This is a genomic window from Streptomyces pinistramenti, from assembly GCF_020564935.1.
GTDB lineage: Bacteria > Actinomycetota > Actinomycetes > Streptomycetales > Streptomycetaceae > Streptomyces > Streptomyces pinistramenti.
The window spans coordinates 1-23,078 of sequence record NZ_JAJCXB010000057.1; the positions used below are offsets into that span (position 1 = coordinate 1).

Annotated in this window: 18 protein-coding genes and 1 pseudogene; 9 read left to right on the top strand and 10 right to left on the bottom strand. The window is 72.6% G+C overall.

Features of this window, described 5'->3' with window-relative positions; genetic code table 11:
• A partial coding sequence (locus tag LIU39_RS28460; RefSeq protein ID WP_227049795.1) for an outer membrane protein assembly factor BamB family protein occupies positions 1 to 745 on the top strand: 745 nt, incomplete at its 5' end.
• A gap of 7 nt (positions 746 to 752) precedes the next feature.
• On the opposite strand, the gene LIU39_RS35705 is transcribed toward LIU39_RS28460, so the two are convergent.
• From LIU39_RS35705 to LIU39_RS28480, 4 genes are all read right to left on the bottom strand, one after another.
• On the bottom strand, positions 753 to 1,700 hold the full coding sequence (locus LIU39_RS35705) for a hypothetical protein (RefSeq protein ID WP_372464075.1): 948 nt from the start codon (positions 1,698 to 1,700) through the stop codon (positions 753 to 755).
• Between the two features lie 130 nt (positions 1,701 to 1,830).
• The gene (locus LIU39_RS28470; protein WP_227049796.1) at positions 1,831 to 2,601 is read right to left on the bottom strand and encodes an enoyl-CoA hydratase/isomerase family protein; all 771 of its coding nucleotides are present in this window, start codon (positions 2,599 to 2,601) and stop codon (positions 1,831 to 1,833) included.
• Positions 2,598 to 3,080, bottom strand: a complete 483-nt coding sequence (locus tag LIU39_RS28475) for a Zn-ribbon domain-containing OB-fold protein (protein WP_227049827.1) — start codon at positions 3,078 to 3,080, stop codon at positions 2,598 to 2,600. Before LIU39_RS28475 ends, LIU39_RS28470 begins: the two co-directional genes overlap by 4 nt.
• A gap of 117 nt (positions 3,081 to 3,197) precedes the next feature.
• Positions 3,198 to 4,349, bottom strand: a complete 1,152-nt coding sequence (locus LIU39_RS28480) for a lipid-transfer protein (RefSeq protein ID WP_227049797.1) — start codon at positions 4,347 to 4,349, stop codon at positions 3,198 to 3,200.
• Positions 4,350 to 4,455: 106 nt separating this feature from the next.
• On the opposite strand from LIU39_RS28480, the gene LIU39_RS28485 reads away from it, so the two are divergent.
• Positions 4,456 to 6,096, top strand: a complete 1,641-nt coding sequence (locus tag LIU39_RS28485; RefSeq protein WP_227049798.1) for a FadD3 family acyl-CoA ligase — start codon at positions 4,456 to 4,458, stop codon at positions 6,094 to 6,096.
• A 27-nt stretch (positions 6,097 to 6,123) separates the two neighbouring features.
• Here the strand turns inward: LIU39_RS28485 and LIU39_RS28490 are convergent, their stop codons facing one another.
• The 6 genes from LIU39_RS28490 to afsR all read right to left on the bottom strand — a co-directional run bounded on the left by LIU39_RS28490 (position 6,124) and on the right by afsR (position 13,637).
• On the bottom strand, positions 6,124 to 6,717 hold the full coding sequence (locus tag LIU39_RS28490) for a TIGR03086 family metal-binding protein (protein WP_227049799.1): 594 nt from the start codon (positions 6,715 to 6,717) through the stop codon (positions 6,124 to 6,126).
• A gap of 173 nt (positions 6,718 to 6,890) precedes the next feature.
• Positions 6,891 to 8,501 (bottom strand): class I adenylate-forming enzyme family protein, encoded by a 1,611-nt coding sequence (locus LIU39_RS28495; protein WP_227049800.1) that lies wholly within the window; start codon positions 8,499 to 8,501, stop codon positions 6,891 to 6,893.
• Positions 8,502 to 8,657: 156 nt separating this feature from the next.
• Positions 8,658 to 9,230, bottom strand: a complete 573-nt coding sequence (locus LIU39_RS28500) for an LppU/SCO3897 family protein (RefSeq protein WP_227049801.1) — start codon at positions 9,228 to 9,230, stop codon at positions 8,658 to 8,660.
• A gap of 257 nt (positions 9,231 to 9,487) precedes the next feature.
• Positions 9,488 to 9,679, bottom strand: coding sequence for a hypothetical protein (locus LIU39_RS28505; RefSeq protein ID WP_227049802.1), 192 nt, complete (start codon positions 9,677 to 9,679; stop codon positions 9,488 to 9,490).
• A gap of 488 nt (positions 9,680 to 10,167) precedes the next feature.
• On the bottom strand, positions 10,168 to 10,479 hold the full coding sequence (locus LIU39_RS28510) for a laminin G (RefSeq protein ID WP_227049803.1): 312 nt from the start codon (positions 10,477 to 10,479) through the stop codon (positions 10,168 to 10,170).
• Positions 10,480 to 10,694: 215 nt separating this feature from the next.
• Entirely contained in the window at positions 10,695 to 13,637 is a 2,943-nt protein-coding gene (gene afsR / locus LIU39_RS28515) for an SARP-family global regulator AfsR (RefSeq protein ID WP_227049804.1), read from the bottom strand.
• 448 nt (positions 13,638 to 14,085) lie between these two features.
• On the opposite strand from afsR, the gene LIU39_RS28520 reads away from it, so the two are divergent.
• The 7 genes and pseudogenes from LIU39_RS28520 (at position 14,086) to LIU39_RS28550 (ending at position 23,046) form a co-directional block, all read left to right on the top strand.
• A complete protein-coding gene (locus LIU39_RS28520) occupies positions 14,086 to 15,303 on the top strand; it encodes an amidohydrolase family protein (protein WP_227049828.1) in 1,218 nt (405 codons plus the stop codon).
• A gap of 33 nt (positions 15,304 to 15,336) precedes the next feature.
• Complete coding sequence (locus LIU39_RS28525; protein ID WP_227049805.1) at positions 15,337 to 16,287, top strand: TIGR03619 family F420-dependent LLM class oxidoreductase; 951 nt, start codon at positions 15,337 to 15,339, stop codon at positions 16,285 to 16,287.
• Between the two features lie 83 nt (positions 16,288 to 16,370).
• Complete coding sequence (locus LIU39_RS28530) at positions 16,371 to 17,156, top strand: SDR family NAD(P)-dependent oxidoreductase (protein WP_227049806.1); 786 nt, start codon at positions 16,371 to 16,373, stop codon at positions 17,154 to 17,156.
• Positions 17,157 to 17,253: 97 nt separating this feature from the next.
• Complete coding sequence (locus tag LIU39_RS28535) at positions 17,254 to 18,384, top strand: LLM class flavin-dependent oxidoreductase (protein ID WP_227049807.1); 1,131 nt, start codon at positions 17,254 to 17,256, stop codon at positions 18,382 to 18,384.
• A gap of 91 nt (positions 18,385 to 18,475) precedes the next feature.
• On the top strand, positions 18,476 to 20,215 hold the full coding sequence (locus tag LIU39_RS28540; RefSeq protein ID WP_227049808.1) for an N-acyl-D-amino-acid deacylase family protein: 1,740 nt from the start codon (positions 18,476 to 18,478) through the stop codon (positions 20,213 to 20,215).
• Positions 20,212 to 21,714 carry an aldehyde dehydrogenase family protein gene (locus LIU39_RS28545; protein ID WP_227049809.1) on the top strand — a complete coding sequence of 501 codons (1,503 nt, stop codon included), beginning with the start codon at positions 20,212 to 20,214 and terminating at the stop codon, positions 21,712 to 21,714. Before LIU39_RS28540 ends, LIU39_RS28545 begins: the two co-directional genes overlap by 4 nt.
• Positions 21,715 to 21,801: 87 nt before the next feature.
• Positions 21,802 to 23,046 (top strand): annotated as a pseudogene (locus tag LIU39_RS28550) (RNA-guided endonuclease InsQ/TnpB family protein).
• Positions 23,047 to 23,078: the final 32 nt, after the last annotated feature.

Here is a 23,078-nt window from a genome sequence, read left to right on the forward strand (position 1 = left end):
CGGCATGGGACTGGTCTATCTGGCGCGTTCGGCGTCCGGCCGGCGCGTGGCGATCAAGACGGTGCGTACGGAACTCGCCGAGGACCAGCTGTTCCGGGTCCGTTTCACCCGCGAGGTCGAGGCGGCCTGCGGCGGCGTCCCGATGCGGCTGACACCGGCGCCGGACGGCACCGTCTACGTCGTCGCGGGCGCCCGGGTGCTGGCCATCGACAGCGCGCGCGGCGACCTGCGCTGGCACTTCGAGGCGCCCGCGGTCTTCCTGAGCCCGCCCGCCTTCGCACCGGGACCTGCCGTCACCGGAGGCGGCGTCTATCTGGCGGACTACCTCGGCACGGTCTACGCGCTGGACGCCGCCGACGGCCGTGACCGCTGGCGGATCGCCACCGAGGCGCGGCAGTCGGCCGAACCGGTGCTGGTCGCGCACGGCGCCGTCCACCTGGGCAGCGGCAAGGCGCTCTACACCCTGGACGCCGTGACCGGCACGCCGCGCTGGCGGTTCCAGGCGGGCGCCGAGGTGATCGGCGCGCCGGTCGTCGCCGAGGGCCGGGTGCACTTCGGCTCCGCCGACCACTGCCTCTACACGCTGGACGCGATGGGCGGCCAGCTGCGCTGGAAGCTGGCCACCGGCGGCGAGATCACCGGTTCGCCGGTGGCGGTGGGCGGCGTGGTCTACGCGTGCAGCAAGGACCGCTGCGTGTACGCCCTGGACGCGGCACGGGGGACGGGGCTGGCGCGCCGGACGTGAAGCCGGGCTACTCCCGCTCGTCGTGGCGGTGTTGGGGCCCGGACTCGTCTTCCTGCCGGGACGCCGGACGCTGCACGGTGTCGTCGAGCGCCCGGTCATCCGCCGGGGCGCCGGGGTGCGCCTGCGGGTGCTGGACGGTGTCGTCGGGGTCCGCCTGTGGCTGCTGGACCGTGGGGTCGGGTTCCGGTTCGCCGGCCCCTTCGGAGGAACGGTGCGCGCCGCCGCCGTGGCCTGGCGGCAGTCCCTGCGGGTGCTGCCGGAGGGCCTGGGCCCATTGCACCGGGGGCGTGGGGTGGTGCGGCTGCGCGGCCCGGACGTCCGCCCGGTTCTCCGGGGGCTGCCGGGTGTCCTGAGGCGGCTGTGGCGGGCCCTGTCCGCCGGTGTGCGGCGCCGCGGGAGCACCGGACGGCGGGGCCCACTGCTGGGCCGGTGGCCGGCCCGGATCCCACGGCTCGGGCGGGTACGGCTCCCGCGCCTCCGGCGGCCGGCCGTCGCCGTACCGTCCGCCGCGGTGCCGGCCGCGGCCATGGCGCGGTGCGTCGTAGCGCGACGGGCGGCCGCGCATCGCCAGCGCGCCGATCAGCAGCGCCACGCCGCCGCCCAGTGCGTAGGCCACGCCCGTGCCCAGCCCGTTGTGACCTGCCGTGAGGCTGCCCGACGCCTGCCCCTGGCGGACCATCCACAGGATGGTGAAGCCGAGCACCACCACACTCGCAGCGGCGATCACGGCCCGCGCGCGCAGCGCCACCCCGATCAGCGTCAGCAGGGCGGCGAAGGCCATGGGGAGCAGCAGCGAGGCCAGGAGCGGGGCGGAGGCGGTGGTGATGCCGCCGAAGAGGTCCTCGATGCGGACATCGCGTCCGTGACGGCCGTCGTACCAGGGACGGAAGGGGCTCCAGACGGCGGCCGCCGCTCCGATGAGGGCGATCAGGGATCCGATGACGTTGCGCACCACGGGCGTCGCCTCGCTTCGGGTGGTCCTGATGTCCTCCGCAACCGACGCTACGCCTGCCCGCCGACCCCCGCGAGACATGTGCGGCACGACCGGTCAAGCCCTGTGGACGGGCGTACGGGGACGGCACGCCCTACGGGGAGCCGCCCCGGCCGTCCCGCTTCCTGGCGGCGAACAGCGCGGCCTGCCGGTCCCGCGGCAGGCTGCCCAGGGCGATCAGCTGCGGCGCCAGGGCCAACGCCCGCTCCCTGGTGGCCTCGTGGGCGGCCCAGAGGGCCCGTACGGTGCCCTGGACGGCGTCGGTCGGCTGGGCGGCCAGTACGGCGGCGCGGCGGAGCGCCGTGGCGGCGGCGGCTCCGGGCGCGGTGAGTTCGCTGACCAGGCCGGTCGCATGTGCACGGGCCGCGCTCAGCCGTTCCGCCGAGCCCATCAGCGCCATCCGGGCCGCTTCCCCGTAGGGCATCCGCTGTGCCATGAGGATCGCCTCGTAGGCGTTGACCATCCCGTAGGTGGTGTGCGGGTCGAAGAACGTGGACGTCTCGGAGGCGACGATGAATTCGGCTTCGCCCAGGAGGTAGCAGGCGCCGCCGCAGGCCATGCCGTCGACCGCGGCGATCACCGGCTTCCACAGGTCGTTGGTCTTCGGCCCGATGCGCAGCAGAGGGTCGTCGAGCGAGTACGGGGAGGACGGTTGCGGGACGTCCACGGAGCGGTCGATACCGGTGCAGAAGGCCCGGCCGCCCGCTCCGGTGACCACGGCCGCGCGTACGGAGTCGTCGAAGCGGAACGCCCGCCAGACGGCGGTGAGTTCGGCCGCCGTCGCGAGGTCGAGGGCATTGAGCCGCTCGGGCCGGTCGATGGTGACCTGCGCGACCCCGTCCGCGATCTCGGTCCGGATGCTCACGGCCGCTCCAGGAGCCAGCGGGGCACGGTCGTGCCTCCGGGCAGGGCGTGGAAGGCGACCTTCACCGGGGCGCCGATCCGCAGCCGCGCCGGGTCGACGGAGTTGAGGGCGGCGTCGGCCGAGGCGACGAGGTTGCCGACGAGCCGGATGCGCGGTGCCTCCGCCAGTTCCACGACGATCGCGTTGTACGGCGCCTGCGCGGCGTACGCGGGCAGCAGCGGCGGGTGCGGCAGGACGTACGACCAGATGCGGCCGCGGCCGCTCATCGGCTGCCAGTGGCTGTCGAACGACTGGCAGTGCGGGCAGCAGGGGCGGGGCGGGAAGCGCAGTTCGTCGCAGGACGTGCAGACCTGGATGCGCAGTTCGCCGCGGGCCGCGTACTCCCAGAACGGTGCGCCGTCGTCGTCGGGGACGGGAACCAGCAGGTCATCGGCGGTTTCGGGGGGATTGTCAGTGGGGGGTGTCACGATGGGTGACATGGAATTACGAACAGTGTGTGCGGTGGCTTTTCCGTCCGGCGCGGCGGCGGGCTCCCGGCCCGGTGCGGCGGCTTCGCGGCCCGGTGTGCCGGCGGTGTCACGAGTGCTCATCGGGTATCAACTCCTCAGCAGCAGGGCCGATGTGGGGACTCCCTCGCCCGCGGTGACCAGACAGGTGGCGGCGTCCGGAACCTGCGCCGTGCTGGTGCCGCGCAGCTGCTTGACGCCTTCGGTGATGAGGTTGAAGCCGTGGACGTACGCCTCGGAGAGGCCGCCGCCGCCGGTGTTGACCGGCAGTCGGCCGCCGGTCTCCAGGGCTCCGCCCTCGGTGAAGGCCGCACCCTCGCCGCGCCCGCAGAAGCCGTAGCCCTCAAGGGAGAGGGGAATCAGGGGGGTGAACGCGTCATAGATCTGTGCCACGTCGACGTCCTGCGGGCCGAGGTCGGCGCCCTTCCACAGATGGCGGGCTGCGGTCCAGGCGGGCCCGGTGAGCGGGTCGTCGTTCCAGTAGTTGACCATGCCGTGGTGCTGGGCGGGCAGGCCCTGGGCGGCGGAGTGGACGTAGACGGGCCGTTGGCGGCAGTCGCGGGCGCGCTCGGCGGAGACCACGACGCAGGCCAGCGCCCCGTCCGTCTCCAGGCAGTTGTCGAAGAGGCAGAGCGGTTCGCTGATCCAGCGTGCGGTCATGTACATCTCCCGGGTCAGCGGGCGTTCGTACATGACGGCGGCCGGGTTCTGGTTGGCGCGGTTGCGGCAGGCGAGGGCGACGTTGAAGAGGTGATCGCGAGTGGCGCCGTACTCGTGCATGTAGCGGCGGGCCAGCATGCCGATCTCGTCGGCGGGGCGCAGCAGTCCGAAGGGCCGGGTCCACTGCCCCGGGGTGGGCAGCTGGATCTGGGTGTTCTTCCAGGGCCTGGGGCCCGAGCCGCGTTTGCGGGACCGCCAGGCGACGCCGACGCTCGCCTGTCCGGTGGCGATGGCGGCAGCCAGGTGGGCGACCGTCGCGCAGGAACCGCCGCCTCCGTAGCCGACCTTGGAGAAGTGGGTGACGTCGCCGGCGCCGATGGCCTTGGCGATCTCGACCTCGTCGGTCTCCTCCATGGTGTAGGAGGCGAAGGCGTCCACCTCCGATGCGGCGATGCCGGCGTCGTCCAGTGCGGCGACGATCGCGCGGCAGGCCAACTCCTTTTCGGATGCGGGGAGTTGTTTGGCAAAGGGAGTCTGCCCGATGCCGGCTATCGCCGTAGCGTCCTTGAGGGTTGCCCCCATCGCCACCTCCGTGGTCGGTCGCCAGTGCTGACAGCGGAGGAGGCTACCGTTAATCTGACGGGTAGTCAGCTATCGGGCGGGCGGCACTTTCCCGGGAGGTCGGACGATGCGCGGTGACCTGGAACTGCGGGCGGACCTGAAGTACGGCTCCATCCCCCGCCTGGTGCGCGCGGCCGCGGAACGGCACGGTCCCCGGGAGGCCGTCGTCGACGGCAGAACCCGCCTCTCCTACGCGGAGCTGGGCGCCCGCGTGGAACGCGCGGCGGCGGCCTGCATCGCCTCCGGCGTCGCCGCGGGCGACCGGGTCGCCGTCTGGGCGCCCAACACCGCCGACTGGATCGTCTCCGCGCTCGGAGCCGTCACCGCAGGCGCCGTCCTCGTCCCCGTCAACACCCGCTTCAAGGGCGCCGAGGCCGCCTACGTCCTGCGCCGCACCCGCGCCAAGATCCTCTTCATCACCGGCACCTTCCTCGGCACGTCCTACGTCGCCTCGTTGCGCCGCGCGGCCCAGGAGGGCAGCGGCAGCGGCCCGCTCCCCGGCCTTGCGCACCTCCAGCGGGTGGTGGTGCTCTCAGGCGACGCACCCGCCGACTTCACCACCTGGAAGGACTTCCTGGCCGAAGGCGCCGAGGTGCCCGCAGGCACGGTCCGCGCACGGGCCGACGCGCTCCCCCCGGAGGCGCCGTCCGACATCATCTTCACCTCCGGGACCACCGGCCACCCCAAGGGCGCCGTGATCACCCACTCCCAGACCCTGCGCGCCTACGGCGTGTGGAGCGAACTGGCCGGCCTCCAGGAGACCGACCGCTACCTCATCATCAACCCCTTCTTCCACACCTTCGGCTACAAGGCGGGCATCATCGCCTGCCTGTTGCGCGGCGCGACGATGGTCCCGCAGTCCGTCTTCAGCGTCCCGGCGGCGCTCGCCCGCATCGCGGCCGAGCGGATCTCGGTCCTCCCCGGGCCGCCCACCCTCCACCAGCAGATCCTCGACCACCCCGCCCGCGACCGGCACGACCTGTCGGCGCTGCGGCTGGTCGTCACCGGCGCCGCCGTCGTCCCCCTGGAACTGGTCGAGCGGCTGCGCGGCGAGCTGAAGGTCTCCACCGTCCTGACGGCGTACGGCCTGTCGGAGAGTTCCGGGATCGTCACGATGTGCCGCCGGGGCGATGCGCCCGAGGTCATCGCCGCCACCTCCGGCCGCGCCCTCCCCGGCACCGAGGTCCGCGTCGTCGGCCCCACCGGCCGTCCGGCGGCGCCCGGCGCCCCCGGGGAGGTGCTGGTCCGCGGCTACCCCGTCATGTCCGGCTACTTCGAGGACCCGGCGGCCACCGCCCGTGCCGTCACCCCCGACGGCTGGCTGCACACCGGCGACGTCGGCGTGCTCGACGCGGACGGCAACCTCTGTATCACCGACCGCATCAAGGACATGTTCATCGTCGGCGGCTTCAACGCCTACCCCGCCGAGATAGAGCAACTGCTCGGCCGCCATCCGGAGATCGCCGATGTCGCCGTCATCGGCATACCCGACACCCGTCTGGGCGAGGTCGGCAAGGCGTACGCCGTCCGCCGCCCCCGCTCGTCCCTCACCGCCGACGACCTCATCGCCTGGTCCCGCCGCGCGATGGCCAACTACAAGGTCCCCCGCGAGGTCGAGTTCGTCACCGAACTGCCGCGCAACGCCGGCGGCAAGGTCCTCAAGACGCGGCTGCGGGACGACAGTTCGCACCCGGGGCCGCGTCCTTGAGGCGGCCGGGTCCGGCCGTGCGCCCGCCTACCGCCCCTGCGGCGGTGCCCAGGACGGGCTGCGCCCGCTCAGTGCCACCACCCGGTCCAGCAGCGGCGCATCGTCCGGCACGGGAACGGTCGGCCCGAACATGCCGCCGCGCTCCGGATCCTCGGCCGACGGCGCGAGCAGCGCGTACGAGACGCCGAGCGCGGTGGTGTCGGGCGCGTACGGCTGGCCCGTGGCGCGGGCGAGGTCCCAGCCGTGCAGCACCAGTTCGTTGAGCGCGACCCGTCCGGCGATTGCGGCCGGGAGCGTGACGCCACCCGCCTGGGTCTCGCCCTCCCACGCTTCCGGCCGGTGCCAGGCGTCCGCCATCGCCGCCAGATTCCGCTCCAGTTGCGCACGCCAGCCGGCCTGCACGTCCGGCCTGCTCGCGTCGGGTGTGGTGGCGGTCGACGGCCCCAGGTCCTTGGCCGCCGCATCCCGGAAAGAGCCGGTCAGGCCGACGAGATGGCCCAGCAGATGGCGCACGGCGTAGCCCTCGCAGGGTGTGGGCGCGTCGAGCTGGTCCCCACGGGTGTCCGCGGCGAGCTGTGCGACCAGGCGGGTCTGCGCCGTGAAGTCGATCGTCTCGGTCATGTCCTGGCTTCCTTCCGTCGTCACCGGTGCCTGGACGGGTGGGCCGCGGCCCTGCCTGCCTCGCGCAGCCGCCGTCACCCCTCCGGCCACCAGTGAAAGACGTCCCGGCCGCCCGCGCCCCCGCGCCACACCGCCGTACGCCCGACCGCCGCCCCTGGGTCCTGTCGTTCGGATCAGGCCGGGCCCGCGGCATCCGGTGCGCCCTGCCCCGCCGCGTACCGCTCCCGCAGTGCCGTCTTCAGCACCTTGCCCAGCGGGCCGCCGCGCGGGAGCCCGGCCGTGATCTCCAGCTGTTCGGGAAGCTTCTGCGCCATGAGTCCGGCGGCCCGCAGGTGGGCGGTCAGTTCGGCCAGCGTCGGCGGCGGCGCGGCCGGTTCGGCGAGCGTGACCACCGCGCAGACCCGTTCGCCGCGCGCCCGGTCCGGCAGCCCGATCACCGCCGCCTCCGCGACCGCCGGATGCGCCAGCAGCAGGTCCTCGACCTCCTGCGCCGAGATGTTCTCGCCCTTGCGGATGATGATGTCCTTGCTGCGCCCGGTCAGCACGAGGTGGCCGTCGGGCCGCAGGTGCCCCAGGTCGCCGGTGCGGAAGTAGCCGTCGGCGTCGAACGCCGCGGCGGTCAGCGCCGGATCGGTGTACCGCCGGAACACCATCGGCCCCTTCACCGTCACCTCGCCGCCCTCTCCGGCGGCCGCCTCGCTCCCGTCCGGCCGCGCGATCCGCACCCGCGCGCCCGCTACCGGCCGCCCCACGGTGTGCGCCAGCTGCTCGTCCCGGTCGTACGGCGTGCCCATCGCGATCATCGGGCACTCCGTCATCCCGTACCCGTGCACGAGCGCGCAGTCCAGCTCCCGCCGGACCTCGGCGTACAGCTCGGGCGGCAGCGGCGCGCCGCCGCCGGACAGCAGCCGCAGCGAGGGGATCAGCCGCCCGGCGTGCGGCAACTCGTGCCGATGGCGCCGCGACTCGTCCAGGAACGCCTGGTAGAACGCGGTGCTGCCGCCCGCCATGGTCACACCGTGACGCCGGTAGACGGCCGCCGCATCGCCGGGCCTGAAGACGTCGATGATGACCGCGGGGAAGCCGCTGACCAGCATCGCGATGACGTAGTCGGGCCCCGCGATGTGCGCGTAGGGGAAGGCGATCGAGCCGACGTCGTCCGCCGACATCCCCAGCGCGGTGGCCAGCCCCACCCCGCCGGCGATCAGCGAGGCGTCCGTGTGCTCGACGCCCTTGGGGGAGGAGGTGGTGCCCGACGTGTAGGAGATCCACCGGGTGTCCGCGGTGCCGTACGGCCGGGGCGCCTCCGCGAGGGCGCGCGGGTCGCCGCCCGGCAGCCCGTACCCGCCGTCCGCGGGGCCCTCCGCCCCGACGGTGATCACCCGCACCCCGTCCCCGGCCAGCTTCCGCGCCATCGCCGTGAAGTCGAAGCCCCGCCACACGCCCGGGACGAGTACGAATTCGGCCGCCGACTCGGCCAGGACGAAGCCGACTTCGCGTTCCCGGTGGAGGTGGATGACCGGCGTCTGCACGGCCCCGAGCCGGGCCAGGGCGATCGACGCGATCACCGTCCCGATCCGCGTCGGCAGCTGCCAGGCCACCCGCGTTCCGGCCCCGATCCCCAGCTCCTGGAACCCGGCCGCCGCCCGCAGCGCCTCGTCACGGACCTCGCCGAAGGTGGCGGTCCGCCCGTCCCCGTCGAAGAACATCGGCGCTCCGGGCGACGCGCCGGCCCGGTACTCGACCAGTTCCCAGAGCGTCTGTATGCGAGCGGACTCAAACACGGCGCGCCTCCTGGCTGCGAGGGGAGCGGGCGGAACCGGGGGTGTCCAGCCTAGAACTGACGCTCCGTCAGGTCCAGATGCGGGGCGGCCGCCGGTTCGGAGCCGCGACGTGCTCGGGAGGGCGCTTGGAGAAGGGCAGGCCCCTACGGGCGTGCCCTAGTGGCTCACGTCCGCAAGGCAGAGCGTGACCGTCTTGATGCGGCCCTGGCGCTCGGTGTACCGGGTGGTCCCGGCGGGGCACTCGTCGATGCGGGAGCTGTCCGCGCCGATCTTGTACTCGGCCTTCGCGGCGTCGCAGTCGATGACGAAGAGCGCCGGGTCCGCGGTCGTCCCCCGGTTCTCCAGGCACTCGCCGACGCGTGCCTCCTTCGCGGTGCGTACCGGCGTGCTGTTGCCGGTCAGCGCCCAGAGGCCGCCGCCCGCGAGGACGAGCAGCGCCACGGCGATGAGGCTGAACCGCACCGGGTTGCCGCGCTTCTTGCCCGGAGGCGGCGGAAAGCCGGGCGCCCCGGGGAACCCGCCCTGCTGCGGCCCGGCCTGCCCGTACGGAGCCTGCGGCGGCGGCCCGTACGGGGACGGACCCTGCGATCCGTACGGGGGTGCGCCCTGCTGCCCGTACGGAGCCTGCGGCGGCTGCCCGTACGGGGGCGGGGCCGGGGGGCCGTGCGGTGCCTGGCCTGGCTGGCCGTAGGGGGCGTGGCCGTCCGGCGGCGGTGGGTACGCGGACACGGTGATCTTCCTTTGCGGCAGCGATGGCGTCGCCCCGGCGGCGAAATCGCACAGCGGAACGAGGCGGACCACCGTATCCCGGCCCGCTGCCGGGGCTGCGCGGCGCGGATCGCGCTCGCTGCGTCCGCCCCGGCGACGGCCGTGCCGCGGCGTCCCGGAGGTGCCGCAACGGCCGTTCGCACCCGGCCCCGCCCAGGGGTTCGTGAACCACCGGAGTTTGCTGACGGGGAACGGGTGCGAGGCGTGACGTTCGCCGGTTACGGGGCCACGGGGAAGTGGCTGTCCTGAGTGGTGACGTCGCCGGGGGCCACGGGGAAGTGGCTGTCCTGGGCGGTGACAGCCGGGCCGGGGCCGGGAATGTGGCTGTCGGCCAGGGCGGGAGTCGCCGCGGCGCCGGCGGCGGCGACGGCAAGGGCGATGGTGACCAGCGTGCGTCGGGTACGACTCATGTCAACTCCTCCGTTGGGTACGCCCCTTGGAAGGAAGCGTTCCCTTGTGTAAACATCTCTTGCCGAACGACGGTAGCTCTTCGCCAGGCAGATGTTCGACCGGAAACAGATAACTTCCGTAAAAATCCCAGGAGTTGGGGCCATGTGCGGTGCTGCGGCGCGGCGTGGTCCGGGCATGCCGCAGGGGCCGGCGTCCGCGAACGGCGTGTGCCGTCACGGGGCCCGGCCCCTGCGATCCCCCGGTCCCGGCAGCACGGCTGCCGGGACGCCCGGTACGGACCGGTCCCTCCCCAGAGCTCCGGTCGTTCCGGTTGCCGGTCCCCCCTTACGAGCGCCGGGCGTCCTGGACCCGTGTCCCCCCACGGGTCCTGACGTCCCCGGCCCTCCCCCCTGCGGATCCCGGGCCACCGGCACGGCACGGCGGGATCCGCTGCGAAAGGACCGCGGCGCGCAGGGGCGATGCGCGACGGTCCGGTGCGCGACCTGCGTTACTTCGGGTCGGCGATCGGGCGGTTGCTGTCCTTGGTGTGGAGGGTGTCGTCGCCTGCGGCCTTGCGCACGGTGCCGTCCGCCGGGGCCGGCCCGTCGATGATGGGGCGGTTGCTGTCCATCGGCTGAATCGGACGGTTGCTGTCCATCGGCCTGATGGGGCGGTTGCTGTCCATGGGCTGAATCGGACGGTTGCTGTCCATCGGGCGGATGGGGCGGTTGCTGTCCATGGGCTGAATGGGGCGGTTGCTGTCCATCGGCCGGACGATGTCCTTGTCGTCGCCTGGCCGTGCCTGATTCTGACTGCTCACGGTGGCTCAACTCCTGTGTGTGGGCGCTGATGATTCCACCCGCCCGGCAACTCCCCCGTGGGTTGCCGGACGAGCGGACCCAGGGCCTGACACCTTGACGGTGGGGCCTGGGCACCGAGCCGCTTGCCCCCCGAGGCGGCGGTTCGATGTGTAAGAGATTGTCGGGTGTCGATGAACGATCGATAAACGCCCGCGACGGAGGCCCTGACCTGGCGTTATGCGACGGCGGCCGGAAAGATGAGGTGCTGCATGCCGGTGTCGGCGGGCAGGCCCAGCTGCTCGCGGAGCGACACGACTTCCTGCCAGCAGACCTTCGCGCGGCCGGTGTGCCCTATCTGGTTGAGCGCGTGCCCCAGCGTGGTCAGGGTGTCGGCGCGCCAGCGGCCGCCGCCGATGCCGCGGAGCGCGGTGAGCGCCTGCTCGGCGTAGTTGGCGGCGCTGGCGGGGCGGTCGGCGGCGAGGTCGACCTCGGCCATCCGGAGATACGTCATCCCCTCCCAGAACCGCTGCCGGCTGTCCTGGAAGATGGCGAGCGCGGCGGCGAGCTGGTCCGTGGCCTCGTCAAGCCGCCCGGCCAGGGTGAGGGCCATGCCGAGGGCGTACATGCCGTTGCCGAGGCGGCGGGAGGCGCCGGCCTCGCGGTAGCAGACGATGCCCTGCTCGGCGAGGTGGATCGCGCTGTCGATGCGCCCGGTGTCCAGGTGGACGCGGGAGAGATTGCACAGCGCGCTGGCCTCGGACTGCTTGCTGCGGTTGTCGCGGAAGGCGACCAGCGCCTGGTTGAGGTACGCCTCCGCCTCGTCGTGGTGGTGCCGGATGCCGGCGATGATGCCGCGGTCGTTGGGCCCGTTGGACGAGCTGAACGGGTCGCCGGCCGCGAGCCCGAGCAGGGTCGCGAGCTTCGCGTGCTCGTCGGCGTCGCTGAGCCTGCCGAACTGGGTGCAGATCGGCGACAGCGCCCAGTGCGCGCGCCCGGCCGCGTGCTGGTCATCGGCCTCCAGGGCGGCGGCGAGCAGCGTGAGGTTGGCCTGTTCGTACTGGCGGTTGTTGGCGCCGGACTCGGCCATGTCCCGGGTGAGCAGCAGCAGATCGACGGCGCGGCGCAGTCCGGCGTGGCCGGTGTTCTGGAGGGCGCACGCGATCAGGCAGCGGGTCTCGCCGAACAGCCAGCTCAGCGCCTCCGAGCGGCTGGTGAAGACCAGGCCCGGGTAGTGCGGCGTCTCCATCTGGCTGAGCAGGCTGTCGCCCGGCCGCTCCATCATGTACATCTGCGCGGCGGACGCCAGGTAGAAGTCGAGCAGTCGCGACAGGGCCGCGTCCCGTTCCTGCGGCGGCTGTTCGTCGCGTTCGGCGCAGGAGCGGGCGTAGAGGCGTACGAGGTCGTGGAAGCGGTAGCGGCCGGGGGCCGCGGACTCCAGCAGGGAGGTGTCCACGAGCGATTCGAGGAGGCTCTCGGCGGAGTCGGTGTCCATGTCGAGCAGGGCCGCGGCGGCCGCCAGGGACAGGTCGGGGCCGTCGGCGAGCCCGAGCAGCCGGAAGGCGCGGGCCTGCTGGGGCTCCAGCTGGCCGTAGCCCAGCTCGAAGGTGGCCTTCACGGCGAGGTCGCCGGCCTGGAGTTCGTCGAGGCGGCGGCGTTCGTCGGCGAGCTTGCGGGCGAGGAAGGAGACGGTCCAGGTGCGGCGGGCGGCCAGCCGGGAGGCGGCGATGCGGATGGCGAGCGGCAGGAAGCCGCAGGCGCCGACGACGTCCATGGACGCCTCGCGTTCGGCGTTCACGCGCTCCTCGCCCACGATGCGGCGGAAGAGGGTGAAGGCTTCCTCGGGGCTCATCACGTCGAGGTCGATGAGGTGCGCGCCGGCCAGGTCGATCATCCGGGCGCGGCTGGTGATCAGCGCGGCGCAGCCTTCGGTGCCGGGCAGCAGCGGGCGGACCTGGGCGGCGTCGCGGGCGTTGTCGAGCAGCGTGAGCACCCGGCGGCCGGCGAGCGAGGAACGGTAGAGGGCGGCGCGTTCGTCGAGCCCGTCGGGGATGGAGGCTTCGGGCACCCCGAGGGCGCGCAGGAACGCGGCCAGGACGGTGTCGGGCTCCGAGGGGCTGTGGCCCGCGCCCTGGAGGTCGACGTAGAGCTGGCCGTCGGGAAAGTGCCGGTTCGCGGCGTGTGCGACGTGGACGGCGAGGGTGGTCTTGCCGACGCCGCCGATGCCGGTCAGCGCCGAGAGGGCCATCACGTGGCCCTCGGCGGTGGCGAGTTGCTCGCTCAGCTCGGCGACGAAGGCGGCCCGGCCGGTGAAGTCCGAGACCGTGGCCGGCAGTTGCTTGGGGCGCACGATGACCGGTTCTGCCGGGTTCCGGCCGGAAGGCGGTGCGGTCGGCGGGTCGAGATCCGGGTCCGCCCGCAGGATGCGCTGCTGGAGTTCGGAGAGCGAGGCGCGGGGGTCGACCCCGAGCTCGTCGGCGAGGAGCTTGCGGGTGTCGGCGTAGACGGCGAGGGCCTCGGCCTGCCGGCCGCTGCGGTAGAGGGCCAGCATCAGCAGCTCCCGCAGGCGCTCGCGCAGCGGGTGGGCGGCGGTGAGGGAGGTCAGCTCGGACACCGCCTCGGTGTGGCAGCCGAGTTCCAGCTCCAGTTCGAGGCGGCTCTCGATGAGGGAGCGGCGCCACTCGTCGAGCCGGGTGCGCTGGTTGTCGGCGTACGGGCCGCCGAGGCCGGCCAGCGGTTCGCCGTCCCACTGGGCCAGGGCGGATTCCAGCAGGTCACGTGCGCGTAAGCGGTCGCCGGCGGCCTTGGCCTTCTCGGCTTCGACGGCGTACTGCTCGGCGTGGTCGAGGTCCAGGTCGAGCGGGCGGCCGTCGGCGGACCTGAGCGCGTAGCCGCCGGACTCGCTGACCAGCATGTCGGCGTCGTCCCCGAGCGTCTTGCGGATGCGGGACGCGTAGGTGCGCAGGGCGGCGAGCGCGGCGTGCGGCGGCTCGTCGCCCCAGAGGGCGTCGACGAGTTCGGCGGCGGTGGCGGTGCGCCCGCCACGCAGCAGGAGTGCGGAGAGGAGCGCGCGCTGCTGCGGTGATCCCGCCGCCAGCTCCTTCGCACCGCGCCACGCCCGTACGGGACCGAGCACGGTGAAGCGCAGTCGCTCCCGCCTCTGTCCCGGACCGTCGTCCATGGTGACCCCCTGCCCTGTCCCAATCGTGCGCGGTGTGTGCCGTGTTCCGCCGTGCGCAACGGTCAGTCTGCCCTGTCAGGGCCCCTTCCGTCAGTAGCGGGCCGGAGCGTGCACAAACCCTCCCCGCCCTACCGGTGCCCGCCTGGGGTGGTGAGGCCATGACAATGGGACACGGTACGCGGAGGTGCGCTCCGTGGCGTGCGCCCGTACGGATTCGGGCCGCCGGATGCCCGTTCGGTCACGTTCCGGACGCCCCCGCGTCTCCCACCCTGCTGCACCGTGCACCGCCGAGGATGCCCCTCCGGTTCCGGGTCCGCGACCTCCCCCCGGATTCTTCACCGTTCGTTCGCGCACCGTCCTTTTCGGTGCCCGCGTTCCGTCCGGGCCATCCTTGTCCGCATTGCTGACGGGTCGTCAGATCGCGGTTACCGTACCTCCCATGGAGACCATGGAGACCTTCCCCAAGATCATCTCGGTGGACGACCACACGGTGGAGCCGCCCCGCGTGTGGCAGGACCGGCTCCCGTCGAAGTACCAGGGAGCAGGACCGCGGATCGTCCGCGCACCGGTGAGGGAAATGACGTTCGTGGGCGGCAGGTTCGCGCCGAAGATGGGCGCCCCGGGCGACGAGGGCCCGCTGGCCGACTGGTGGGTCTACGAGGATCTGCACCGGCCGCTGACCCGCCTCGACACCGCCGTCGGCTACTCCCGCGACGACATCAAACTGGAGGGCATCACCTACGAGCAGATGCGGCCGGGATCCTTCTCCGTGCCGGACCGGCTCGCCGACATGGACGTCAACCACGTCCAGTCCGCACTCTGCTTCCCCACCTTCCCGCGCTTTTGCGGCCAGACCTTCACCGAGGCCAAGGACCGTGAGCTGGGGCTGCTCGGCGTGCGCGCCTACAACGACTGGATGGTGGAGGAGTGGTGCGGCCCCGAGGCGCAGGGCCGGCTGATCCCGCTCACCCTCGTCCCGCTGTGGGACGCGCAGCTCGCCGCCGACGAGGTGCGGCGCAACGCGGCCCGCGGCGTACGGGCGGTGTGCTTCAGCGAGATACCGCCGCACCTCGGACTGCCCAGCATCCACACCGACCACTGGGATCCGTTCCTGCGCGCCTGCGACGAGACCGGCACGGTCGTGGCCATGCACATCGGCTCGTCCAGCCGGATGCCGTCCACATCGGCGGACGCGCCGGCCGCCGTCGGCTCCACCATCACCTTCGCCAACTGCTGCTTCTCGATGACCGACTGGCTGATGAGCGGCAAGTTCGACCGCTTCCCGAACCTGAAGATCATGTACGCCGAGGGACAGATCGGCTGGATCCCGTACATCCTGGAGCGCGCCGACGTCGTCTGGGAGGAGAACCGCGGCTGGGGCGGCGTCGCCGACAAAGTGCTCCGCCCGCCGTCCGAACTCTTCACCGAGCACGTGTACGGCTGCTTCTTCGACGACGCCTTCGGCCTCAAGAACCTCGACGCGATCGGCGTCGGCAACGTCCTCTACGAGACCGACTACCCGCACTCGGACTCCACCTGGCCGAAGTCGCGGCAGGTCGGCGAGGAACAGATGGGGCACCTGGCACCGGACGTCGTCGAACGCATCGTGCGCGGCAACGCCATCGAGCTGCTGGGGCTCACGGGGGAGGGGCTGTGGGAGGGCTGAGCCGAGCCGGACGGGACACTACGGAGGGGTCGTATGGTGCGGATACTGCCCGTAGGACGGCTGTCCTACGGTATGCAGCTGCCGGTGCAGGCGCAGAGCACGCTGTTCGCCGAGGAGTGGGAGGCGGACGCGGGGCCAGGGGATCTGGTGGAGATCGCGCGGGCCGCCGACCGGTACGGGTTCGCCTATGTCGCCTGCTGTGAGCACGTCGCGGTGCCGCGGCGGCTGGCCGGGGCGATGGGGACGGTCTGGTACGACCCGGTCGCCACGCTGGCGCATCTGGCCGCGGTCACCGAGCGGGTCCGGCTGCTGAGCCATGTCGCCGTGGTCGGGCTGAAGCATCCGCTGGTCAGTGCGAAGCAGTACGCCACGCTCGACCGGCTCTCGGGCGGCCGGCTGATCCTCGGGGTCGGCGCGGGGCACGTCCAGGAGGAGTTCGCGGCGCTCGGCGTGGACTTCGCGCGGCGCGGTGCGGTGCTGGACGAGACCGTCGACGCGCTGAAGGCGGCGCTGGGGCCCGAGGAGTTCGCCGAGTTCGCGGGGGAGCGGTTCGCGTTCTCGGGCCTCGGGCAGGCGCCGCGTCCGGTGCAGGTGCCGCGGCCCCCGGTGTGGGTGGGCGGCTCCTCGCCCGCCGCGGTGCGCCGGGCCGCCGAGCGCGGCGACGGCTGGCTGCCGCAGGGTGACCGGCGCGAGCAGCTGCCGGCGAAGATCGCGCGGCTGCGGAAGCTGCGGGCCGCGGCCGGGATCGCGGAGCCCGCGGAGATCGGCACCATCGCCGAGCCGCTGTACGTCGGCGAGGCGTCCTGGGCGGTGGGCCGGCGGACGCTGTCCGGGCCGCCGGAGCGGATCGCCGCCTCGCTGCGGGAGTACCGGGAGATGGGCGTCGACCAGATCCAGGTGCGGTTCCGCAGCCGCGACCGCGCCGAACTCCTCGACCAGATGGCCGCGTTCGGGGAACAGGTCGCGGCGCACCTGGAGGAGTAGGCCGGGCCCGGTCGAGCGGGGCGGTGGCCGGTGGGGACAGGGGCGCCGGGTGCGCCCACATCACGCGAGGCTGGGAGAGTGGCATGGGCAAGCTGGACGGGCGGGTCGTCGTCATCACGGGCGCGGCGCGCGGGCAGGGCGAGCAGGAGGCGCGGCTGTTCGCCGCGGAGGGCGCCCGGGTGGTGCTCGGGGATGTGCTCGACGAGCAGGGTGCGGCTCTGGCCGCGGAGTTGGGCCCGGATGCGGCGCGGTACGTACGGCTGGACGTGACGCGGGAGGAGGACTGGCAGGCGGCGGTCGGCGCGGCCAAGGACGCCTTCGGGAAGATCGACGGGCTGGTGGCCAACGCCGGGATCCTGCGTTTCAACGAGCTGGTGTCCACCCCGCTGGAGGAGTTCCAGCAGGTCGTACAGGTCAATCAGACCGGCTGCTTCCTGGGCATCCGCACGGTGGCGCCCGAGATCGCGGCGGCCGGCGGCGGCACCATCGTCAACACCGCCTCGTACACGGGCCTGACGGGCATGGCGGGCGTCGGCGCGTACGCGGCGAGCAAGCACGCCGTGCTGGGGCTCACCCGGGTCGCGGCGCTGGAACTCGCCGCGAAGAAGATCCGGGTGAACGCGGTGTGCCCCGGGGCGGTGGACACGCCGATGACGAATCCGGCGGGCCTCGCCCCGGGTGCCGACCCGGAGGAATCCCGGCGGGCCGTGGACGGCCTGTACCGGAAGCTGGTGCCGATGGGGCGGATCGGCCGGCCGGAGGAGATCGCCAGGCTCGCCCTCTTCCTGTCCTGCGAGGACTCCTCGTACATCACAGGGCAGCCGTTCGTCATCGACGGCGGGTGGCTGGCCGGCGTCGGCCTCTCCTGATGCCTCGTCAGGTATTGACGGTCCCGGATGCCGGTGGAACAGTCGACCACATTCGAATCTGACGGTACGTCAGAAAACACTGGGACGGTGAACCCCCTTGGAATTCGGGCTCTTTGTGCAGGGATACGTGCCCGCGTCGCGGGCGAGGACGGACCCCGAGGCCGAGCACCACGCGCTGATGGAGGAGACCGAGTACGTCATCCAGGCGGACCGGTCGGGCTTCAAGTACGCCTGGGCCTCCGAGCACCACTTCCTGGAGGAGTACTCGCACCTCTCCGCCAACGACGTCTTCCTCGGCTACCTCGCCCACGCCACCGAGCGCATCCACCTCGGCTCCGGCATCTTCAACCCGCTCGCGCCGGTCAACCACCCGGTGAAGGTCGCCGAAAAGGTCGCCATGCTCGACCACCTCTCCGGCGGCCGCTTCGAGTTCGGCTCCGGGCGGGGCGCCGGCAGTCACGAAATCCTCGGCTTCATGCCGGGAGTCACCGACATGAACCACACCAAGGAACTCTGGGAAGAGACCATCGCGGAGTTCCCCAAGATGTGGCTCCAGGACGAGTACCCCGGCTTCAAGGGCAAGCACTGGGAACTGCCGCCCCGCAAGGTCCTGCCCAAGCCGTACGGGGCCTCGCACCCGGCCATGTGGTACGCGGCGGGCTCGCCGTCCTCGTACGCGATGGCCGGGCGCAAGGGTCTTGGCGTGCTGGGCTTCAGCGTGCAGAAGGTCGCCGACATGGAGTGGGTCGTCGACTCGTACAAGACCGCCGTCAAGGAGGCCGATGCGGTCGGCGGCTTCGTCAACGACAACGTGATGGTGACCTCCACCGCCATCTGCGCCGAGACGCACAAGAAGGCGGTCGAGATCGCGGTCGGCGGCGGCCTCAACTACCTCCAGTCGCTGCTCTTCCGCTACCACGACACCTTCCCGCGGCCCGACGGCGTACCCGAGTGGCCAGAGCTGCTGCCCGAGTACACCGAGGAGCTGGTCGAGCTGCTGATCGCCGAGGAGCTGATGATCTGCGGCGACCCGGACGAGGTGCTCGGGCAGTGCAGGCGCTGGGAACAGGCCGGCGCCGACCAGCTCTCCTTCGGACTGCCCATCGGCATCGGCTACGAGGACACGCTCACCTCGATCAAGCTGATCGGCGAGCACGTCATCCCGAAGATCGACACCGACCCGGTGCACCGCACGACGCGCTTCCGGCAGGCGGCGGGCGGCAGCTGAGCCCGCAGGCCCGTTCCGGCACGGGCGGCGCCCCGTACGCGACGGAGCGCCGCTCGCCCCGCACGCACCCACCGAGAAAGGGATCCACGCCATGCTCGACCACCTGATCAAGGGCGCGACCGTCGTGGACGGGACGGGTGCGCCCCGCCGCGCCGCCGACGTGGGCATCCGGGACGGGCGCATCGCCGTCGTCGCGGACCGGGACACGGTCACCGAACCCGCCCTGACCAGCGAGGACGCCACCGGCCTCGTCCTCGCGCCAGGGTTCGTCGACCCGCATACGCACTACGACGCGCAGCTCTTCTGGGATCCGTACGCCACCCCCTCGCTCAACCACGGCGTGACCACCGTCGCCGGCGGCAACTGCGGCTTCACCCTCGCCCCGCTGCACCCCGACCGGCCCGACGACGCCGACTACACACGGCGGATGATGAGCAAGGTCGAGGGCATGTCGCTGGTGGCGCTTGAGGAGGGCGCGCCCTGGAACTGGCGCGGCTTCGGCGAATACCTGGACGCCCTGGAGGGCCGGATCGCGGTCAACGCCGGTTTCATGGTGGGGCACTGCGCGCTGCGCCGGCACGTCATGGGGCCCGACGCGGTCGGCGGGCAGCCCACCGAAGCGCAGCTCGCGGCGATGGTCGCGCTGTTCCACGACGCGATGGACGCCGGCGCCTGGGGCCTGTCCACGACGCAGTCCTCCACCCACTCCGACGGCGACGGCGCGCCCGTCGCCTCCCGGCACGCGTCCCCCGCCGAACTCCTGGCGCTCTCCCGCGCGGTGGCCGACCACGAGGGCACCCAGCTGGAGGCCATCGTCTCCGGCTGCCTCGACCGGTTCGACGACGACGAGATCGACCTGCTGGTGGCGATGACCGCGGCCGCCGGGCGCCCGCTGAACTGGAACGTGCTGACCATCGACGCGGCGGTGCCCGAACGGGTACCGCGCCAGCTGATACCCAGCGCCCGCGCCCGCGAGGCCGGCGGCCGCATCGTCGCGCTGACCATGCCGATCCTCACCCCGATGAACATGTCGCTGGGCACCTTCTGCGCGCTCAACCTCATCCCCGGCTGGGGCGACATCCTCGGCCTGCCGGTGCCCGAACGCATCGTCCGGCTGCGCGACGCGGACGTACGGGCCGAAATGCTGCGGCGCGCGACCAGCGAGGAAGCCGGGATCTTCCGCCGGCTGGCCCGCTTCGACCGCTACGTCATCGGCGACACCTACTCCGCCGCCAACGAAGGGCTCAGCGGCCGCGTGGTGGGCGACATCGCCGCCGAACGCGGCCAGGAGCCGTTCCACTGCCTGGTGGAGATCTGCGCCGAGGACGAACTGCGCACCGTGCTGTGGCCGATGCCCACCGACAACGCCCCGGACAGCTGGGCGCTGCGCCGGGATACCTGGCAGCACGAGGACGTCCTGCTGGGCGGCTCGGACGCCGGGGCGCACCTGGACCGTATGTGCGGCGCGCCCTACACCACCCGCTTCCTGGGGGACTGCCTGCGCGGGCGCAAGCTCGTCGGTCTGGAGGACGCGGTGCGGATGCTGACCGACGATCCGGCGCGGCTGTTCGGGCTGCGCGGACGCGGCAGGGTAGCCGAGGGCTTCCACGCCGACCTGGTGCTCTTCGACCCGGAGCGGATCGACGCGGGGCCCGCCACGCTCGTGCACGACCTGCCGGGGGACAGCCCGCGGCTCGACTCCAAGGCGCTGGGCATCGTGAGCGTACGGGTCAATGGCGTGGAGACGATCCGGCACGACGTGGTGACCGGCGCGGTGCCAGGGACGGTGCTGCGCTCGGGCCGGGACACGGAGACGGTGAGCACCAAGTGAGCCGCCGGGGCGGGGAGTTCGCGGAGCGGCTGCTCATCGGCGGCGAGTGGACCGAGCCGGACTGCGGGCACTACGACGTGCTGGACCCGGCGACCGAAGAGGTCGTGGGGCGGGCGCCGGAGGCGAGCGGTGCGCAGGTGCGGGCGGCGGCCGAGGCGGCCCGCGCGGCCTTCGGCCCCTGGTCGCGCACCGCGCCACAGACCCGCGCCCGGGTCCTGGACCGCACCGCGGAGATCATCCGGCGCAACTTCGGGCGGTACGCGGAGCTGGCGCAGGCGGAGAGCGGCGCGACGACGGCCACCGCGCGCGGGATGCAGGTGGGGGTGTCACTGGCGCGGTTCCAGCGGTACGCGCGCGGCGCCCTGGAGCCCGTCGAGACGCCGCTGCCGCCGCAGATCAACGAGGCCGGGCCGATGGGGAAGGCGGGTGTCTTCGGAGCGTTCGCGGCCCGCCGTCCGGTCGGCGTGGTCACCTGCATCACCTCGTACAACAACCCGTGGGCCAACCCCGCGGGGAAGGTCGCCCCTGCGCTGGCGATGGGCAACACGGTCGTCGTCAAACCGGCGCCGCAGGACCCGCTGTCGGTGTACCGGATGGCCGAGGCGCTCCAGGAGGCGCTGGCGGAGGCCGGGGCGCCGCCCGGCGTGGTGAACGTGGTCTCCGGCGAGCGGACGGCGGTCGGTGCGGCGGCGGTCGAGTCGCCGGACGTGGACATGGTGAGCTTCACCGGATCCACGGCCGTCGGGCAGCGGATCGCGGAGGTGTGCGGGCGCGGGATGAAGCGCCAGCTGATGGAGCTGGGCGGCAAGGGCGCGGCGCTGGTCTTCGACGACCTCGACGAGGCGGGCCTGGCCGCGGCGGTGGCCGGCATCGGCACCACCTTCGCCTTCTACAGCGGGCAGATCTGCACCGCGCCGACCCGGGTGCTGGCCCAGCGCGGGATCCACGACCGGCTGGTGGAGCGCCTGGCCCGCTACGCAGGGCAGCTCACGGTCGGCGATCCGCGGGCGCGGGGCACCGTCGTCGGCCCGGTGATCTCCGCGGCGCACCGCGACCGGGTCGAGTCGTACATCGAGCTGGGGCGCAAGGAGGGGGCCAGGGTGGTCACCGGAGGGGAGCGCCCGGACGGGCCGGACACGGCGCGCGGCTTCTATGTCGCGCCGACGCTGTTCGCGGACTGCACCGCTGCGATGCGGGTGGTGCGCGAGGAGATCTTCGGCCCGGTGGTCGTGGTGGTCCCCTTCGACGACGAGGAGGAGGGCATCGCGCTCGCCAACGACAGTGACTACGGCCTGCTGGACTACGTCTGGTCCGGCGATGTGGCGCGGGCCTTCCGGGTGGCCGGGCGGCTGCGGGCCGGCGGGGTCGGCGTCAACACCGTCGGGCGGAACATGGAGGCGCCGTTCGGCGGCTTCAAGTACAGCGGGGTGGGCCGGGACGTGGGCTCGTACGCGCTGCACGCGTACAGCGAGCTGCAGTCGGTGGTCTGGCCGGGGTGAGGGCGGGGACGGTCCGTCAGAAAAACGGACGGGAAACTTTCGGGTGAGGGGCCTCAACTGTCAGACCTCCCGGGTGGGTTGCTGTTCATGACGACGGAAGCGAAGCCGGGCGAGAGGGCCGGGCGCGCCCGGTATACCTACCGTCTTCGCCTCTCCCGCACGGCCCGTACCGCGCTCGAAACCGAGTGGGACCGGTGCCGGTGGGTGTGGAATGAGTGCGTGGCCAAGTCGAAGGCCGTGCACCTGCGCAACAGAGCGACCGGTGGTAGGGCGACGTGTGGGGCCGGTGCAGCTTGCCGCGATGCTGACGGAGGCGCGTTCGCGTACTGAGTGGCTGCGTGCGGGTGCGTGTGTGCCGCAGCAGCAGGTGATACGCGACTTCGGCAAGTCCCGCGCCAAGGCGCTGAAGGACGTCAAGGCTCGGCTTCCTCAGCGGCAGCGGGCGGGGATGCCGGGGTGGAAGCAGAAGCGCGAGGCGCTGCCGACTCTCGAATACACCAGGCGTGGTTTCCGTCTCAAGGACGGCCGTCTGCACCTTGCGGGCGGCATCGTGGTGACGGTGGTGTGGTCGCGGGATCTGCCCGAGCCCCCGTCCAGCGTTCGCGTGTACCAGGACAGCACCGGAGCGTGGCACGCGTCCTTCGTCGTACCCACCGTGACCGGGGAGCTGCCTGCCACGGGCCGTGTGATCGGCATCGACTGGGGCGTACGCGAGACCGCGACCACCACGAGCGACGAGCACGACCTCCCCCACCCGCAGCACGGCAAGACCGCTGCCCAGCGCCTGGCCAGGTATCAGCGGATGATGGCCCGCAGGAGGCCCAGGCGCGGGCAGGCCGCATCCCAGGGCTACCGCGAAGCCAGGCGGCAGACCGCGAAGCTGCACAAGAAGGTCGCCAGGCAGCGTCAGGGCACGGCCCGCAAGTGGGCCAAGAAGGTCGTTCGCGACCACGACGCCCTGGCTGTCGAGGACTTCCGGCCGAAGTTCCTCGCCAGTCGGCCATGGCCCGCAAGGCCGCCGACGCGGCGATCGGCGCGACGGAGCGAGCCCTGGTCGACATGTGCCGCAAGCACGGCCGGGCCGTGCATTTGGTCCATCCAGCGCACACCACGATGGACTGTGCGCAGTGCGGAGCGAGAACCGAGCACGCACTACCTCTTTCGGAACGAACGTATGCCTGCACCGTGTGCGGAGCCGTATCCCCCAGGGACAAGAACTCCGCGCGCGTGATGCTGGTCCGGGCTGGTCTCCACCCGGCTGGTGCTGATCGTGTAAGACCTGTGCGCCCGCCGGGCCGCAGGCGACGTGAGCCAGGAATCCCCCTGTCTTAGCTGGGGGAGGAGTCGAGGTTCAGGTAGCCCCC

What these genes read in the sequence shown, in the direction of transcription:
- LIU39_RS28475 (WP_227049827.1), bottom strand. Translation starts at nt 3,080, where the DNA reads ATGTCACCCATCGTGACACCCCCCACTGACAATCCCCCCGAAACCGCC.
- LIU39_RS28480 (WP_227049797.1), bottom strand. Translation starts at nt 4,349, where the DNA reads ATGGGGGCAACCCTCAAGGACGCTACGGCGATAGCCGGCATCGGGCAG.
- LIU39_RS28485 (WP_227049798.1), top strand. Translation starts at nt 4,456, where the DNA reads ATGCGCGGTGACCTGGAACTGCGGGCGGACCTGAAGTACGGCTCCATC.
- LIU39_RS28490 (WP_227049799.1), bottom strand. Translation starts at nt 6,717, where the DNA reads ATGACCGAGACGATCGACTTCACGGCGCAGACCCGCCTGGTCGCACAG.
- LIU39_RS28505 (WP_227049802.1), bottom strand. Translation starts at nt 9,679, where the DNA reads ATGAGTCGTACCCGACGCACGCTGGTCACCATCGCCCTTGCCGTCGCC.
- afsR (WP_227049804.1), bottom strand. Translation starts at nt 13,637, where the DNA reads ATGGACGACGGTCCGGGACAGAGGCGGGAGCGACTGCGCTTCACCGTG.
- LIU39_RS28520 (WP_227049828.1), top strand. Translation starts at nt 14,086, where the DNA reads ATGGAGACCTTCCCCAAGATCATCTCGGTGGACGACCACACGGTGGAG.
- LIU39_RS28525 (WP_227049805.1), top strand. Translation starts at nt 15,337, where the DNA reads ATGGTGCGGATACTGCCCGTAGGACGGCTGTCCTACGGTATGCAGCTG.
- LIU39_RS28530 (WP_227049806.1), top strand. Translation starts at nt 16,371, where the DNA reads ATGGGCAAGCTGGACGGGCGGGTCGTCGTCATCACGGGCGCGGCGCGC.
- LIU39_RS28540 (WP_227049808.1), top strand. Translation starts at nt 18,476, where the DNA reads ATGCTCGACCACCTGATCAAGGGCGCGACCGTCGTGGACGGGACGGGT.